Genomic DNA, 16,414 nt, shown 5'->3' on the forward strand with positions numbered 1-16,414 from the left:
AGCCCGGAGGAACGACGCACGACCCTACGGGTCGTAAAGAACGCTAAAGCCCTACGGGCTTTCAACACCATTCCTCCGGAATGGTGTTGTGATGAATTCCTCCGGAATTCTCGCGCTATTCCGGGGAGTGGTTCGCTGTGTTCGGCGTCTGCGGGTCTGTGGGGGTGGCGGGGGGTCACGAGTCTGTGGGCACCTGCTCGTACGGCTCCGCAGTACGAGCAGGTGCAGGGAGGTGCGCCCCCATCGCGCTGATGGACGGGGTGTCAGGAACAGAGGCGGCGTCAAGAAGAGGGGTCCGGGCTCGGGTGGGGGTGAGTCAGCAGGCCGATGGGGCGGCTCTCCTGACCATGCATCACCATCCGGGCTCGGGTAGAGACTGGGAATATAAGCCACCCCCTCCGGCTGTGCTTGCTCAGGCATGCATCACGATGAACGGCTGGGTAGAGACTGGATTTTTGCGGCGTCACGGGCAGAAACACAGACACCGAAAGAAAACACATCGCCCACTCTAGGGTTGCAACTGTCACAGGCGCGGGGAGCTAATTGAATATGGTTATGTATTGGATACCCAGTGAAACGCCTAGAAGGGCGCCTGCAATTCGAATGACGAGCGGGCTAAATCCGAAGCCAGGACTCACAGGGCTCCGGTTCATGAGGAATTCGTAGACGCGATACGCGGAATCGAAGATATTCAAGGCAAGAAGAATTCCGGCTACCCCCGCAAGTCCCACACCCACGACAAGGAGGTACATCGCTGAAGTCTCATAAGCAGTCGCAAGTGTCTCGATTTCGGTTTGCATTGGTGCCTCTCATTGAGCTTCCTCCTCAGGGGAAGTCCTGGGAGCACCGCCACTTGCCGCCCCGCGTGCGCGGGGAGTCAGGGGCAGCTTAAGAGCTCGTAACACGATCATGGTTGGGTCTTCTTGAGGCGCCTCCAGCAGATGAGACTGCAGGCGAGGGAGACGAAGCGTCGTGGAGTTCGGTGCGGCGTTCCCAGCGGACGGCAAGGCGTTTGAAGTGGTGGAGCAGGGCGAAGGTCTGCTCCACGACGTAGCGGAGCTTGCCGATGCCCTTGATGTTGGGTGATCCCTTTCGGGAAATGACGGGCAGGATCCGCCGGCGACGCAGCTCGTCGCGGTGGGCGTTGGAGTCGTATCCCTTGTCGCCGAGCAGGGCTTCGGGCCTGCGGCGAGGGCGGCCGGGGCGTCCCGCGACGGGCGGGATGCCGTCGACCAGGGCGAGGGTCTGGGTGACGTCGTTCACGTTCGCCGCAGTGGTGATGACTTTGAGCGGTGTGCCGCGTCCGTCGCAGATCAGATGGTGTTTGCTGCCCGTTTTCCGCCGGTCGACCGGCGACGGACCGGTGTCGGCGCCCCCTTTTTCGCGCGGACGTGGGAACCATCCACGCACGCACGTGACCAGTCGAGTTCGCCGGCCGCGTTCAACTCGGCGAGCAGGACCCTGTGCAGCCGGTCGAAAACCCCCGCCTTCTGCCATCGGTCCAGGCGACGCCAGCACGTCTGGCCCGACCCGAACCCCAGCTCCAGAGGCAGGAATTGCCAGGCTATGTCGTTGTACAGGACGAACAGAACGCCCTGCAGACAGAACCGGTCCGACACCGGCCGCGGCCCGGGCGACCGCTCCGGCCACGGCGGCAGCAACGGCTCGATCAACGCCCACAACTCATCGTCCACGATCCACGGTCGAGTACCCACACCTCACGAACGGCCGAATCGTCACACCGGTTACGCCCCACCAGCCCACTTCAACAAGATCGTGTTACGAGCTCTAAGGGCCCGCAGAACAATAAGCTGTGCATTCCTGCTCTTGACACCGCAGGTCATGCACGGTGTTCGACAGCAAGTTGATTCTCTGCGGGCCCTAAGACCTGTCCCGTAAGTGCTGGTCGAGGCAGGTTGGTCATGACCGCCCCGGAGTCCGCTGCGACGAAGGTCCAGTGGCAGGATGGCGGCTTCGACCATCTTGAGAGGCCATCCTCGTGCCCACGCCTGCCGACTACCTCGCTCTGGCACGTGCAGAGAGAGACAGTTTGGTCCTGCAGCGTCTCGCGAAATGTCCGTACCCTTTCGTCTGGCAAGCCCTGGCCACCAATCCCCACACGCCGCCCGAAGCCCTCCAGGAACTGAGTGCGGCCCGCGACAGCGTCTGGAACGACAACAAGCTTCTTCGCCTGCTCGCAGACCATCCCAGTGCGAACCCTGTCGTTCTTCGAGCTGTTCTCGAAGCCGTTGCAGCGAAGCTCGATGAGGGCGAGCGGCCCTACGCCGCCGTACTTGCTCTCACCGACCGCCTGGAGCTTGAGGTGGATGAGGTAAGGAAGCTCGGAACCCTTCGTGGTGCCTCTGCGCGTCTACGCCATCTGCTTAACCTGCGGTTGAGTGTCCGCACCTGAGCCCCCTCTGATCACGGGTGAGATGATCTTGTTGTGGCTGGTGTGATCACGGCGTCTGAGCCGTCCTAATTCCTTGGTAACGGGCAGTGGGAGCCGGGGGTTGCCACCAGTCCGTTCGAGCGCCGGGGACCGATGCTCTTCTGTCGTCCCGGCCTTCCACAGTGCAGGTGGTGGCAGCCTCGCGGGCACCGACCGTACGCCTGGAGCCGTCTGGGCACTCGATCCCTTTATCCAGAGCGGCGGCGTTCGGTGTCTTCCAGGGCTTCGGCTTAGTTGCGTGATGTCTGATTCGTGATCATGTGATGCCAAGCAAGGCGAGGGGGCGGTTCGGGTCGCGGGAGTTGGCCCGGAGCACGGCGGCGATGTTCTGGGCGCCGGCCAGGCTGAGGGCACCGATGGAGAGGTTGCGCCAGGTCGCCATGACGCGGGGTGCGTTGCCGGTCCGCAGTTGCGAGGCGTCCTCGGCGAAGGTGGTGTCGCGCACGTGGTGCAGAGCTTCAATCCGCCAGTGCGAGCGGATCATGGCAGCCAGCTGGCGGGGGTCGGCCTGCTCGGCGCTCAGGTCGGTGACCGCGTAGACGGCCTTGATGCTGATCTTGCCAGTCTTGTGGTTCACGCGGCGCCGCTGGAGCTGGACAGCCTGAGGGCTGCGGGGAAGAGCAGGTTGTTCACGGTGCAGACCTTGATGCGGCGGATCTCGCCGCGGCCGTGGCCGCTGTCACGGGTGCGGCCCATGAGCGGGATCTGGTTCCAAGGAAGTGACTTGAGCTGTCTGTGCAGCTTCTTTGGTTCCCTTTGACGATCACGATGTAGTGCGCGCCGCGGTGGGTGAGGAACTCGGCGTGCTCGCGTTGGGTGTGCATCGCGTCGCTGGTCACGACGGTGCCGGCCAGGCCGGGCACGGACTTTAGCAGGGGCTGGAAACATGTGATCTCGTTCGTTTTGGCGCCGACGTCCATCTGGGCGAGGACCAGGCTATGGGCGTGGTCGAGCGCGGCCAGCAGGTGGATCTTGCGGCCGTCGGCCCTGGCGGCGCCGCGCACCGTCTTGCCGTCCACGGCCACCGCCCGCCGGACTGTCGGGTTGGGGCGGCGGTCGGACAGCCAAGCGCCCACCGCCCGGTCCAGGGCGTCGGCGTCCAGGCGGGCCAGCGTGCGGCGGATCGTCGTCTCGCACGGCACCGGGCGGATGCCGGTCAGCGGACAGCGGCGGGCGCCGAGCCGGTCCAGGACCGGCGGCGGAGCATCGGCGGCCCACTCGCTGATCGCCAGTAGTGAGGTCGCACCGGCCAGCACCGCGCAGGCCGCGAGCGCGAGTACGTACACCAGGCCGTGGCGGATGCCACGGGGCCTACGCGGATCGGGAATCTCGGCCAACCGACCCAGCAGTCCGGGCAGTTCGCCCTCGGCGGCATCGGGCTGATCACGAAGTTGGTCAAGGGCGGGCGGGTTCGGGGATGATGCGACGGCAGGCACGGGCTTCCGTAGGGATCACTGGACTCGACACCCACATGATCTTGGAAGCTCGCGCCTGCCCTGCATCCAGGACTCCAGCAACGCGCGCCAGGACAACACGCTCAAACCGCAACTGCGCCGAAGCCCTGAACAAGTCCCACAAGCAGGTCCGCGCCCGCGTCGAGCACGTCTTCGCCCGCATGAAGACCTGGAAGATCCTCCGCGACTGCCGCCTCAAAGGCGACGGCGTCCACCACGCCATGCTCGGCATCGCACGCCTGCACAACCTCACCCTCGCCGGATAGTCCAACGACCGCCAGCAACCGACCCTGCCCCGGGCGATTCATAGATCATTTGCGGGACAGCCCTTAGGGCCCGCAGAACAATAAGCTGTGCATTCCTGCTCTTGACACCGCAGGTCATGCACGGTGTTCGACAGCAAGTTGATTCTCTGCGGGCCCTTAGCCACCGATTAGCTTGTGCAGAGCGTGGGCGCTGATGCCGAAGCCCGAGAGGCCAGCAAGCAGGGAACCTGCGGTGTCTCCCGTGCTGTGCGCCGCTAGCACGCCGATGACTGCACCCACGCATGCGGCTGTGAGCAGGACGAGTGCGGCATGCATGCTCAGCAGGGGGCCGGAGTTCTCCGGGTTCGGGTGGGGGTTGCTACTTTCCATCGTGCTGCCTCTCTCGTCGGCGTGAGCTCTGAGTGACTAGGCTCTAAGAGGCAGCTCTTGCTGCGGTAGGCGCAGCACTGTTGCCAGCCTGCTGGCAACACCAAGGGGGGCGTTATGGGTGAATTACAGCCACTCAGTGGAGAAGTCACACCTGAGGCTTTGGCCTTGGCTAAGGCGCTCAGGGAACTGCTATCTGCCCTTGAAGTGTCTGCCCGTCGCTATTCCGTACGTCGGCACTACAACCCGGGAACGATTTCCCGTTACCTAAGCGGTCGCAGACTGCCCCCGTGGGATTTTGTCTTCAACTTGCTGCAGGATGCCGCAGAGAAGCGCGGCGGTATTGCTACCGCCGAGGCTGTTGCACTCCTACGCAAGTTTCATAATGATGCGTTCAAAGCCAGCGGAACTTCCATGCATAAAGTTCAACTGCTGGAACAGCAACTGGAAGAAGCGGACCGGGAAGCGCAAAAATCTGCCGCGCGGGAGCGATGGCTAGAGGAAACACTCCAGGATCGCGAACGGCAACTTCGAGACCTTCAGGTACAGGCACGTGAGATCCAAATGGAAGACTTCACGTCATTTAGCCAAACCGCAGCAGCGCCAAGTTCAGCTGCGGATCCCATTGAACTACATGAGGAACGCGACCGGCTTGAGGAGGAGGTCCGACAACTGAGGGGAGCATTGCGAGAAGCGTACAGTAAGCACGAGCAAGCTGAAGCGCGATGCGAGTACTTGGAACGCCAGCTCGCCAAAGTTGAACAGGGTAGCCCCGGCCCCCAATTTGGTTACGAGCTGGATGCTCCAGAACATTTCAATAGGGGTGGGCGACCGCTGCATTCACCTGATTGGCGGGACCAGCAGGCTCTACTGTCAGAAGCAACAGTCAGGATCGACAGAGACGGAGAATTTGCTGGCGCCGGGATCCTATTCGACGCATTTCATGTAATCACCACAGCAAACATTTCCTACGGGGGTATGGACGGTTGGCAAGTCCATCAGGGTAAAAAATCAGCAGAAGGCGTTGTCATCGAGGCAATTCCAGCAAGACCGGACAATCTGGACGAGCAGCCAAGGCCCACCCCTTTCCCGAACTTGGCCGTACTTCGCCTGAGTCCATCAAGTGAGCTTAGTGCGCCAAATCACGGAATCATCCTGGACGACTTCGAGCCGCTGCCTGGCGACGAGTTGGTTGTCCAAGGATGGGAATTCGACAAGGCGGCAAATCGAGTCGAAATGTACTCATGCGTCGTTCGCGTACAAGGGAAGAGTGGTTCATGGATCCGCGTCGATGGAGATTGGTTTGTCCCTGGACTGTCTGGAGCTCCTGCCCTCCACAAGAAGACAGGACGCCTCGTCGCGATCGTCGCAACCAGACTAGACCGACAGACGGGTGGACGTGTTATCCCGCTATCTGCCATCAGCTGCCTTAAATCCCTGGCAAATTAGAGAGTTTCATTTCGACGCCCACCCGAATGGCTTTGGGCTCCGGGTCTGTCATTATCCGAGGTTCAGGGAATCTTGGTGAATTAATTGGCTGCTATTGAACACGGCGAGCGGCAACCAGGGCACGCCAGCGCAGCCGGGTCGAGTGCTCTCCGTCGAGCCAGCGTGCCGGTGACGGGTGTTCGAGTGTAAGTCCGCCCATGAAGTGGGCGATGTCAACGAGGTAGGCGTAGTCGCCGTCATGAGTGGTTGTTCGAAGCTGGAAGATCGTGGCGGCTACGTCGGTGTCGGCGCCGATGACGGCATGGTGGAAGCACGTGGCCAGCTCGAGGGACACCTGCGCGGAGACAAGGCCGGCGGCGTTGATCTCGGCACCGAGGGCGTGGATGCGGGCCTCCATGCCGTGCGGGCTGCCGGCGTCTCGTACGAGGGAGGCGATCTGGACGGTCAGCGCGGTGGCACGCAGGTCCAGTCCGGTGAGCAGCTGCGTGGCGAGGTCGATCTCGTCGTCGGCGTGGGCGGGATGGGTGAAGGCGAGGACGAAGGCGCGCTGGGCCTGGCTGGTGGCGCGTTCGCCCGCGATGCCGTGGGTTTCCGCTTCGGCGCGGGCTGCTTCGTAGGCGGCTGCGGCGCGGGCCATGTCGCCCTGTACCCACCACACATCGCCCGTGACTCGGTGGTGCCGGCCGGGCCAGCCGAGCGATTCGGCTGTGGCGAGGGCGGCGGGGAAGTCGCCGGCCAGGCGAGCCAGGTGGGCCAGGCCGCGGCGGGCGGCCGGGGCGAGCCGGCCTCCTGCATCCGTCACTCGTTGCATGCCTTGGCGGGAGGCCTCGCGGTTTCCGAGGTCTCGTTGGGCCTTGGCCCAGTAGTAGGTGCCCATCTCCTCCAGGTCGGCGGGCAACAGCCCGGTTCCGGTAACCGCGGCCAGGCGCTGCGCGGTGCGTTCGCGGTGTTCGTGCTGGCGGCGCCCGAGCGCGTTGAGTAGTTCGACGAGCGCGGCGGCCGCGGTCTCTGGCCTGGTGGTCGGCTCCTGCCCGGTGGCGGGGGTGAGCGGCTCCCACACGGAGTCGCTGATGTAGGCCCAGGCGGCGTCGGTGAGCCAGCCGAGGTCCACCCGGGTGAGGGCCGGATCTACGTGCAGACCAAGGGCCTGGGCGGGGCGGGTACTCCTCTCCGTCTCATCGGGCACATCCCGAACGGAGACTCCTCGCCCTCACCAAGCCGACACGTAGGACACGCCGATAGTGCGGTCAACGGGTCGGTGGACGGCCTTGCCCGAGTAGGACAGACGGAACGCGAACAGGTAGCAGGTCACCAGCTCGCCGGCCAGCCGCACTGTCACGTCGCCGAAGTCGACTTCCGCCTCTGCACCGGGCTTGTGGGTCTGCGGGACGAACGCCTCCACCACACCCCGGCCGGCCTCGATCCGGATCTCCTCACGGCGCGTGGCCACGTAGCCGCGGACCATCTGGTACGAGATCTCGTCCGCGTCGTGCTCGTCCAGCAGCCGCTCGAAGATCCGCTTCACCGTGTGCCGCTGCTTGCGCGGCGCATCAAGGTCCGCCCGCAGCATCTCGTCGATCAACGGCTTGAACGGATCCAGCCGTGTCGCCCTCGGCGGAAGCGGCTTCCGCGGCTCCGGCCAAGCTGGCTCGGTCGATGACGAGGAGCAGCGTTTCTCTGGCAGTTCGGGAGGCGTTTCCCGCGTCGAATATCGATGGCTTCGGACAGCAGCTCGGTGTCGACCGGCAAGCCGCCGTCTGCCGCCCCTCCGAGGCCCGGGACAAAAGCGCTGGCTACGGGCGCAGGTGGCGGCCGTCGTCTCGCCGTTGCCGAGTGCCGGTGGGTGCCTCCCGTTCTCGGCGACGTCGAGATCCGGGCTCAGCGAGCGCCTCCCGAGGCCGTCGACAACTGCTGTCGTGTGACGTCGACAAAGCCAGGCCAAGCCGACGACAACGCCTTCTGGACCGTCAGAAACCCGACGCCGTACTTCCGCTGCAGAGCGCGGTTCGACAGCCCCTGACGCGAGTCACGGCGGATCGCCGCGTACAGATCGACCTTGGACTTCGGCAGCACCCCGGGCCCCAGCTGCTATCTCCCGCTGGGCATGAACCACAGCATCACGCGGCCCGGCGCCTTCCGTGCCTTCGGTACCTACCTGGGGGGATCAACCTACCGACCGGTGGCGCGTTGCACGTTCGTACCGGCGGCAGACCAGTTCGACGTCACGTGCCGGTGGACCAGCGGGTCAGGCTGAGGCGCGCCTCTAACGTGAAGTGGTGATCCGATCCCAGCGCCCGAGTTGCGTCATCCACCACCTCCGCCATCTGGGCGCGGGCGCTTCCTTCCCGGCCCGCTCGCCACGTCCACTCTGCTAGGAGAGAGCGGCAGGTGAGTGTGCGCACCTGATGTGGACCAAAGACCTCCATGAACAGCGGCACGAGCTGTGTGAGTTCGACAACCGCGTCTTCAATGTGACCCGTCCTGGCGCGTTGCTGGGCAAGGTTGGAGCGGGTGATTAGCACCTCGCTGTGACGCTCGCCGTGCACCATCCGCTGGTCGGTCAGCAGCGATGTGAGAATCTCGGCCGCTTCGTCGTTCCTCCCCATCCGGCCAAGGCAACTGGCCAGAGCGTTACGGGCAACCATGGTGCGAGGGTGGCGCGGGCCGTTCACGCGCTTGGACCCCTCGACGACGCTGTGAAGTTCCGGCAGCGCTTCGGCTTCTCTTCCGCATTGGGTCATGCAGTACGCACGGCTTCGCCGCGTCATGAGAACGTCTGCCTCGTCCAACAAGTCGCCCCGTTTCTGCAGCGTGACGAGGAGACGGTCGTACTCGGTGACCGCACCTGCGTAGTCACCCATGCCGCCACGCCAGTGCGCCAGGTTGTTGAGTGTGGTCAGCGCATGCGGGCTCTCCTCGCCCAGATGCCGACTCTGCAGGACCAGGACTTTCCGAAGCTCCGCCACGGCACCTGCCACGTCGCCGGCCTCGGCCCGCAACCCAGCAATGTCACTGCGCAGAAACAGGGTCTCCGGGTGGTTGTGGCCCAGAAGCCGACGCGCGGTGTGCAGCATGGACGTGTAGTGGCGCAGGCCCTGCTCCCGTCGCCCGGTCGCCTGGAGCTGCCGACCGAGCAGGGAGAGCACGCTGTGCGGCCCCCCTCCGTGCCACAGCGCTTTCGCCGTGTCCTGCGCGACAAGATGCTCCGCGCAGGACACCAAGGAACGGCCCACGACGGTGTCCGCGTAGTCCACCCCCGACGGCCATGCCTCCTGGAGGGAATCGGCCGCTGCTCGGACTGAGGTGGCGAGTTCGGCTGGCTCCGATGCTTCTCGTACAGCACGCTGGATGAGCTGGTGCATGCCGATGAGGTCGTCACGCTCATCGGCTCCCGGCAACCCCGGGTACACGAGGCTGAACCGACGCAGCACCCGCAATGCCTGCCGAACGTGATGAGCCGAGACCGCCCGGTGTCGGCCGCTCAGTCGCGCGGTGAGGTACTGGACCGAAGCGGGGCTGGTAACCATGGCTGCGGGGACCCCGTGAGGGTCCAGCAGGCACAGCATGAGCAGCAGCGGACGCGCGAGACCTACAGGTGTCAGTTCATCCGCTCGTTGCAGCGATACTTGCCATGCGGCTGCCACGATGTGCTGCTGTGCGTCTGGGAGATTACTGACGTCCGGTAGGACATCAGCCAGCAGCAGGGTGCGGTCCGCGAGCAGAGCCCGATACTGCGCGATCGTCAAGGACTGATCCTCGCAGAGGTAGGCGGCTGCCTGCGCCAGCGCGAGCGGCAGATGCCCGAGGTCAGCGGCAAGCCTGTCGAGTTCGGCGGCGTCTCGCTCACGGCCCTGCTGTTCCAGGACTCTTCGCAGGTACCTCCTCGACATGACGGGTGAGTACAGGCCGACGTTGATACGCGCACGATGCTCGGTGCGCCAGGAGGTATCGCTACTGCGGGTGGTCACCACGCAGCGTCCGCTAGCTGTGTTCGGCGGCCACCAGCCACGCAGTGCTCCGAGGTCCGGTACGTCGTCCAGAATCATCAGCCAGCCGCGAGGAGTAGTGGTCAGCCAGGACAGGAAGCGAGAGGCTTCGTCGTCGACATCGCCAGAAGGCCCCATACCGGTGACGGCGCGCCAGGCACGGGCGTATGAGCCCACGATGTGCTCCGTGCTGTCAGCGGTAACCCATACGACCAAATCCGTCGACAGCATCGGCGAGGCAGCAGGGCTGTCCTGCCGAGGGTCGGAGTCTGAGGCGGAGTCGGCCGTCCATGAGCGGGCCGTCGCGAGCACGGTCGTGGCCAGGTTGGCGGCCAGCTGTGTCTTCCCCGTCCCGCCCATTCCGTACAGGACCATCGTCGAAGGTGAAGCGTCAGTAAAAGCCATCCAGTCGTGCAGGGTCGGCGAACACTCACGGGGCTCGAACCACGAGGCGGCTGCCGGCAGAGAGCCCACGAGCAGCGGCCACTGCGGGCGGAAAGCTTCCTTCACCTCGACCGTGACACTCCCGACGTACCCGCTGTTTGCCCATCCGAAAGGGGCAGCGCGTGCGTCGCCGGTGTCTGAGACCTTAAATGTCTTCCAGTCCCTGTTCTTATACATGGACGTCCGTTCAGGTGCTGCTGATGTGGACAAGCGGACGGCCAGGGTCAGCTCAGGCGGATCCCAGAGTTGGCACTGCCCCCGTCGCCCTCGGAATCCCCGGTGCGCTCGGCCCGGAACTCACCGCTCAGACTGTCCGCTGGGCCGGTGATGCCGCTGTTCGCGTCACCCCCCGATCGGGCTGACGTCTTGCCCGTCTGCTGCGCGACCGTGACGGCCGATTGCCCACGGCGCAGTAGTTCGCGGGCCAGGGTGATCACCGCCGCGCATCCGGCCACGACGGAGGCTACCTGCCCTGCCGCATTCAGATCCACGGTGAACCACACCACCACTATCGCGATGATGACGAGCACCGACCCGGCGACCACCGCATACCGCTTCGTGTTGTTCATACCGGGATACTGCCTCAAATAGATCTCGGCAAAGGCCCAGTTGTCATACTGAGCCACTCAACGGTCAACTGGGGCGCCCAGTCACATCACTAGCAAGATTACGATCTACGGCTGGAGTACTAGGCGGGCGATGACGGGCTCCCCTCGGCGCGCGGGCCTGGCGCTCCGCCGCCGCGCGCTGGAGCGTCTACGGGCGCTCCTGCCCGGTGGCTAGCCGAGCCAGATAATTTCCAGGACAGCCAGGTGCCGGGTGAGCTGGTTGATCACGTACACGATGGAGAGCTGGCCGATGGATGCCGCGCGGACGCCTTCGCCTTCGGGATCCCCGGTGTTCCACTGCGGCCAGCCCCACGGGGAGCGCACCGCGATGTCGAGGACATCGCGGACCATCTCCCGGGCGGCCGGGGGAAGGTCGGTGAGTGTTTTCGCAGTCTGCGGTGACAGGCGTACTGCCCACGGTTCAGCGGTCATCCGCGGGCTCCAAGGACGTCGTCCAGGTCGACGAAGGCCGTCTCGTCGTGACCGGAGTCCATGTAGGCGTCGACGGCCGGGGCCGCGGCGACGCGGAGCTGCCAGGTACGCACGACATCGTGCAGCGGGGTCAGGCTGTAGGTGTGGCGGGAGTCCTCAAGAGCCTTGGTCCAGTCCCGTTCAAAGGCCGGCACCCACGTCTCGGCCCGGCGGTCGGCGCGCAGCTGGGCGAGCACGTGGGCTGCGGCGGCCGGGGCCGGCGGGGTCGGGGCTTCCTCGGGCTGCGCGCTCATCAGGTCCTCCAGTGGTCGTATTGCCACGGTAGCCGTCGCCGAGGCGTCGGAGGAGGGGTTGGTGCAGCCGAAGCTGGGCGGCCGGCCATCAGGCCGTCGGTCTGGTCCCTGGTCCGTCCGCGGCCGGGGTCGTGCCCGGGCTGAGGCCCGGGTACGACTGAAGTCTCCAAGGGGTGGCCTTGTCGCCGTCGCCGGACCGCGGGCACTCTACGAGCGGCCTTCCTCCGGGCAGCCGGGCGACCGGTACAAGGGCACCCCGACCGCGACCTGAACCGGTCTCACCGCTTTTGGCTGTCCTTCCTCCCGCTCCTGCGGCTTCGGTGCGCGTCGAGGGCGAACTGGGCGAGTGCGGCCAGGGCGCCAAGGGCTGTGAGGGCTGTGTCCAGGTGGTCGAGCATGAGGGCCTCCCCGAGTAGGTGCCGCAGGGACGGGAATGTCCGGCGGCTGATGGGAGGTGACTGTGGGGGTGGATTGGATTGTCTGGCAGTCATAGGCCGGACAACGCAGGTAAGTTCCGGACCAGGGGCTCTTTGTCCAGGACAGGCCGGACAGCACAGCAGCCCAGGGGCGGGGGCTGACATGACACCGAAGACTGGCGGGGGCAGGCCATGGGGGCCGATCCGCGCCGAGAATCCGGCGGCACGCAAGCTTGCAGAGATGCTGCGTCAGCAGGTGGACTCTTCTGGGAAAAGCTTGGCCGTGCTGGGCGGCGAGGTTCTTGTGAGCAAGGCGCAGACCGGGGTCTACCTGGCCGGGAAGGTGCCGACGGAAGCGTTCATCGTTGCGTTGATCAAGGCGACGGTCCGCCCGGAACTGCGGGAGCGCCGCCAGGAAGAGGCCTTGGCGCTGCGCGAACAGGCGCTGCGTCCCGCTCCCCGCACCACCCCTCGCGCACCCGCCGCGCCTCCGCCAGGAGCGGGGTATGCAGTGGAGCTCGCGGCGGCGCATGCCCGGCAGATCGAGACGTACGACCGGCTGGCCCGGGCTCTGGAGCAGCGGGCGGAGGTCGAGCGGGCGAAGAACAACTCCGACAAGCTCGTCATGGTCCTGCTGAACATGATTCACCAGCTCGACCGGCGGGTCACCGACCTCGTCAAGGAACGTGACCAGCTCCTTGCCCGGCCGGCGGGCGAGGAGCTGGAGAGCGCTGAGCGCAGGCTGGCACGCGCAGAGGAGCAGGAACAGCGAGCTCGCGCAGAGCTGGAGCGGGCGGAGGAGAAGCAGCGCCAGGCCGAGGTCCTCGAAGCTCGTCTCACGGACCAGGTCCTCCGGCTCGCCGACGAACTCGACCGGCTCCGCGCCGGCGACACCAGCTCCCCCCTTGAGACTCTGCCGGTCTTGGCCGACGAGCCCGAGGCCAGCCACTTTTCTGCGGATCCCGTCGGTGACGACATCGACGCCGTACTCGCCCGGGCCAGTGCGGTCAACGACGAAGACAACACCACCCTCACTCGCGTCACCAGCGAACTCAACGACCCGGCTGAAGGAGTTGTCCAAGACAACCCCGAAGGCCTCGATTCCCTGGAAGACCGCTACAACCACGCAGTAAACGTGAGGGAGGCCGGCGATCCAAAGCAGGCCATCGCCCTGTTCGACGAACTCCTCGCCGACTACAACCGCACCCTGGACCCCGACCACCCCAACATCCTGAACGCCCGCTACAGCCGCGCCGTGAGCATGGCGGAGGTCGGCGAGCCGAAGCAGGCCATCACCTTGTTCGACGAACTACTCGCCGACTACAAGCGCACTCAGGGCCCCGATCACCCGAGCATCCTGGACATCCGCTACAGCCACGCCGTAAGCGTGAGAGAGGCCGGCTACCCGCAGCATTCGGTCGCCCTGTTCGACAGACTCATCCCCGACTACAGGCGCGTTCAGGGCCCCGACCACCCCGGCACCCTAAAAACCCGCTACAACCACGCCGTAGGCATGGCGGAGGCAGGCGGCCCGAAGCGCGCCATCGCCCTACTCGAGGAGCTCATTCCCGACTACACCCGCGTCCAAGGCGCGGACCACCTCCACACCCTGCAGACCCGTTACAGGCACGCCGTGAGCGTGAGGGAGGCCGCTAACCCCGAGCGTTCCGTCGCCCTGTTCGATGGGCTGATTCCCGACTACACCCGCGCACTGGGACCCGAGCATCCAAGCACCCTGAACACCCGCTACAGCCACGCTGTAAGCGTCAGGCAGGTCGGCGACCCGGAGCGGGCCATCGCCCTACTCGAGGAGCTCATCCCCGACTACACCCGCGCACTGGGACCCGACCACCCCAGTACCCTGAACACCCGCTACTACCATGCCGTAACCATGGTGGAGGTCGGCGACCCGGAGCGGGCCATCGCCCTACTCGAGGAGCTGATCCCCGACTACATCCGCGCCCAGGGCCCTGACCACCCCAGCACCCTGCGCGCCCGCCACAGCCACGCCGTGAGCATGGTGGAGGTCGGCGACCCGGAGCGGGCCATCGCCCTACTCGAGGAGCTCATCCCCGACTACACCCGCGCACTGGGACCCGACCACCCCAGCACCCTGCGCGCCCGCCACAGCCACGCCGTAACCGTGCGGAAAGCTGGCGACCCGCAGCATTCCGTCGCCCTGTTCAACGAACTCATCCCCTACCAAACCAGCGCGAAGGGGCCCGACCACCTCAGTACCCTGCGCGCCCGCCACGACCACGCCGTAGGCGTGAGGGAGACTGGCGACACGGTCCGGGCCATCGTCCTACTCAATGAGCTCATCCCCGACTGCACCCGTGCGTTGGGTCCTAACCACGCCCATACCTTGCGAGTCCACGCCTACCTTGACGGGGGCCTGAAGGCGCCCGCGCGCCCGTAGCAGGCCGCAGCCGCCAAGAAGCGCGAGACGCTTCACACTGTCGGCTGACCGAGCTGCCTCGCCCATCGCGCCGCCGACCAGGGCAGTGCTGCACACCCCCTGGGGGAAGTGTTCAATGCTGTGGCCGTACGGCTTGGACCCGGATGGCGCCCACGGGTCCATGGTCAGGTGCCGCAGATGTCCAGCAGCCCGCAGTCTGAGGGCCTGTCGGTCTCCGGTCGGGGAATGTCGTCGACTGCGCGCGAAGGAATCGATCAACTTGGCGGTCGGACACCCGGCGAACTGGAATCCTGGGAACTCGTTCGAGAAGCGGAGAACAGCCAGTGATCATTCTGGACACCTGCGTGATATACGGCATGAAACTCGACGGCCCGGAGGCGTTCTTGCTGCGTGCCATCCGGGAGGCCGGGACGGAGCAGGTCGCGGTCCCCTGGATGGTTGTGGAGGAGCGCGCGGCGCAGCTGGCTATCAAGTACAACGAGGCGCATGAGAAGGCGACCGTGGCCCTCCGCCAACTCAAGCGGGAAATACCTAACGACGTGCCCGCGCTCGGCGCCCCCGAGACGGAAGCCGTACGCGAGCACTGGAGGGGCAAGCTAAAGGAGCTGGTCAAGGTCTTGCCCACGAGCGAGGCGGCGCTCCGTGAGGGAATGTACCGGGAGGCCAACGTCCTGCCGCCCGCAAGCTCCATGCCGCACCCAACCAAACAGAACAAGCGTCTGAAGGTCGGGGCACGGGATGCGGCAATCTGGATGTCGACCGTGGAGTACGCGCGGGCCAACCCAGAGGAGACGGTGTACTTCGTCAGCAGCAACACCAGCGACTTCCGGACCGGCACAGGCCCCTACCCGCCACCGATGGATGCCGACGTCGAAGGCCTCGGTGATCGGTTCGTCCACCTGACGCGCCTCGCGGACCTGTTGAAGCTCATCGCTCCCCCCATTGAAGTCACCTCCGAACAGGTGGAGGAACTGCTGCCGCTCTACACGGACAACATCCGTAAAGCGGCCCTGACACGTTGGGGGAATCCACTCAATCCGATGAGTAGCCGCTTCCCTGTGGTGCGCCAGAACGGCCTGGCCCAAGCCACTGACGGCTGGTTGACTAGAGACAGCCTTGACGTCAAGGCGGCCAAGGTCACGGATGTGCAGGGGTACCGCCTCGGCGACCGTGAGTGGTGCACGGCCACGGTCCAGTGGCAGTTCATTGGGGTAGCCATCTTCCCCGGAGCACTGGACGCCAGCTGCTGTATATGGAACACACGCATCCTTATGCCGGTTGTCGAGGGCGGGCTAAGTCTGCGAATTCTCAGTGCTGAAGCCCCGGAGGCTCCAGCGGGCAACCAGGATATTCAATGGCCGGCTCTCCCGGACGCTCATGAGCGCACCCGGGAGGTGCTGCAACTGCTGAAGGGGCTGACGCCAACCCCCAGGCAGGAAGTTCTAAGCGACCAGCTCCATCGCCAAATGCAGCTTATGGGCGATCCCATGCGACGGTTCATAGAGGATGAGCGGTACCAGAAGATCGCTATGGATGCTGCGGCAGACGCGGCAGCGGAGGCAGCGGCAGCGGAGGGATGGGACACGGGCGACGACGATGACCTCTGGAATGCTCTGGAGTAGGGCTATGGGGTGCCATGCTGCGGCTGCGGTTGAGGCCGTAGACCCGTCCGGGCCCGCGGCGCGGTCTTCGGTCCCGAGCTCTACCGTAAAGGGCTGAACACCAGGAAGCGGCCAGCGGCGAGCTGTTGCAGCTCTGGTGGATTCTGGAGACTGACGAGGGCCGGAACAGCGTGATCTACGGCGCCCCGGCCCTGCGGACCGAGTGGC

The 16,414-nt window shown here is 65.4% G+C and carries 11 protein-coding genes and 3 pseudogenes; 5 read left to right on the plus strand and 9 right to left on the minus strand.

Translation table 11 applies throughout. The annotated features are described in order from the left end of the window. Positions 1-907 precede the first annotated feature (907 nt). A pseudogene (locus tag OG524_RS36760) lies at positions 908-1,697 on the minus strand (IS5 family transposase). 353 nt (positions 1,698-2,050) lie between these two features. On the opposite strand from OG524_RS36760, the gene OG524_RS36765 reads away from it, so the two are divergent. Continuing rightward, positions 2,051-2,413 (plus strand): hypothetical protein, encoded by a 363-nt coding sequence (locus OG524_RS36765; protein WP_331764241.1) that lies wholly within the window; start codon positions 2,051-2,053, stop codon positions 2,411-2,413. 460 nt (positions 2,414-2,873) lie between these two features. Here OG524_RS36765 and OG524_RS36770 read toward each other — a convergent pair. Next, positions 2,874-3,029, minus strand: a pseudogene (locus OG524_RS36770) (ISAs1 family transposase); the annotation flags it as partial. A gap of 52 nt (positions 3,030-3,081) precedes the next feature. Further along, entirely contained in the window at positions 3,082-3,888 is an 807-nt protein-coding gene (locus OG524_RS36775) for an ISAs1 family transposase (protein WP_331764243.1), read from the minus strand. 119 nt (positions 3,889-4,007) lie between these two features. On the opposite strand from OG524_RS36775, the pseudogene OG524_RS36780 reads away from it, so the two are divergent. Both OG524_RS36780 and OG524_RS36785 read left to right on the plus strand, forming a co-directional pair. Next, positions 4,008-4,172 (plus strand): annotated as a pseudogene (locus OG524_RS36780) (transposase); the annotation flags it as partial. A 483-nt stretch (positions 4,173-4,655) separates the two neighbouring features. Further along, positions 4,656-5,987 carry a hypothetical protein gene (locus OG524_RS36785; RefSeq protein ID WP_331764245.1) on the plus strand — a complete coding sequence of 444 codons (1,332 nt, stop codon included), beginning with the start codon at positions 4,656-4,658 and terminating at the stop codon, positions 5,985-5,987. A gap of 91 nt (positions 5,988-6,078) precedes the next feature. Here the strand turns inward: OG524_RS36785 and OG524_RS36790 are convergent, their stop codons facing one another. The 6 genes from OG524_RS36790 to OG524_RS36815 form a co-directional block, all read right to left on the minus strand. Then, positions 6,079-7,173 (minus strand): hypothetical protein, encoded by a 1,095-nt coding sequence (locus tag OG524_RS36790; RefSeq protein WP_405812575.1) that lies wholly within the window; start codon positions 7,171-7,173, stop codon positions 6,079-6,081. Between the two features lie 24 nt (positions 7,174-7,197). Beyond that, complete coding sequence (locus tag OG524_RS36795) at positions 7,198-7,569, minus strand: hypothetical protein (protein WP_405812576.1); 372 nt, start codon at positions 7,567-7,569, stop codon at positions 7,198-7,200. Positions 7,570-8,209: 640 nt separating this feature from the next. Further along, positions 8,210-10,483 carry a tetratricopeptide repeat protein gene (locus tag OG524_RS36800; RefSeq protein ID WP_405812577.1) on the minus strand — a complete coding sequence of 758 codons (2,274 nt, stop codon included), beginning with the start codon at positions 10,481-10,483 and terminating at the stop codon, positions 8,210-8,212. A gap of 158 nt (positions 10,484-10,641) precedes the next feature. Next, positions 10,642-10,986 carry a hypothetical protein gene (locus OG524_RS36805; RefSeq protein ID WP_405812578.1) on the minus strand — a complete coding sequence of 115 codons (345 nt, stop codon included), beginning with the start codon at positions 10,984-10,986 and terminating at the stop codon, positions 10,642-10,644. Positions 10,987-11,196: 210 nt separating this feature from the next. Beyond that, positions 11,197-11,457 (minus strand): hypothetical protein, encoded by a 261-nt coding sequence (locus OG524_RS36810; RefSeq protein ID WP_331764250.1) that lies wholly within the window; start codon positions 11,455-11,457, stop codon positions 11,197-11,199. After that, entirely contained in the window at positions 11,454-11,750 is a 297-nt protein-coding gene (locus OG524_RS36815) for a DUF6247 family protein (RefSeq protein ID WP_331764252.1), read from the minus strand. Before OG524_RS36815 ends, OG524_RS36810 begins: the two co-directional genes overlap by 4 nt. A gap of 657 nt (positions 11,751-12,407) precedes the next feature. On the opposite strand from OG524_RS36815, the gene OG524_RS36820 reads away from it, so the two are divergent. Continuing rightward, the gene (locus tag OG524_RS36820) at positions 12,408-14,585 is read left to right on the plus strand and encodes a tetratricopeptide repeat protein (protein WP_405812579.1); all 2,178 of its coding nucleotides are present in this window, start codon (positions 12,408-12,410) and stop codon (positions 14,583-14,585) included. A gap of 323 nt (positions 14,586-14,908) precedes the next feature. Further along, positions 14,909-16,207: a PIN domain-containing protein gene (locus OG524_RS36825; RefSeq protein WP_331764255.1), complete on the plus strand. Its 1,299-nt coding sequence runs from the start codon at positions 14,909-14,911 to the stop codon at positions 16,205-16,207. Positions 16,208-16,414 lie beyond the last annotated feature (207 nt).

Origin of the sequence: Streptomyces sp. NBC_01520 (assembly GCF_045040375.1) — a bacterium.
Lineage (GTDB): Bacteria > Actinomycetota > Actinomycetes > Streptomycetales > Streptomycetaceae > Streptomyces.

Coding starts and splice junctions, on each gene's coding strand:
- OG524_RS36785 (WP_331764245.1), top strand. CDS start 4,656: ATGGGTGAATTACAGCCACTCAGTGGAGAAGTCACACCTGAGGCTTTG.
- OG524_RS36815 (WP_331764252.1), bottom strand. CDS start 11,750: ATGAGCGCGCAGCCCGAGGAAGCCCCGACCCCGCCGGCCCCGGCCGCC.
- OG524_RS36820 (WP_405812579.1), top strand. CDS start 12,408: ATGCTGCGTCAGCAGGTGGACTCTTCTGGGAAAAGCTTGGCCGTGCTG.
- OG524_RS36805 (WP_405812578.1), bottom strand. CDS start 10,986: ATGAACAACACGAAGCGGTATGCGGTGGTCGCCGGGTCGGTGCTCGTC.
- OG524_RS36810 (WP_331764250.1), bottom strand. CDS start 11,457: ATGACCGCTGAACCGTGGGCAGTACGCCTGTCACCGCAGACTGCGAAA.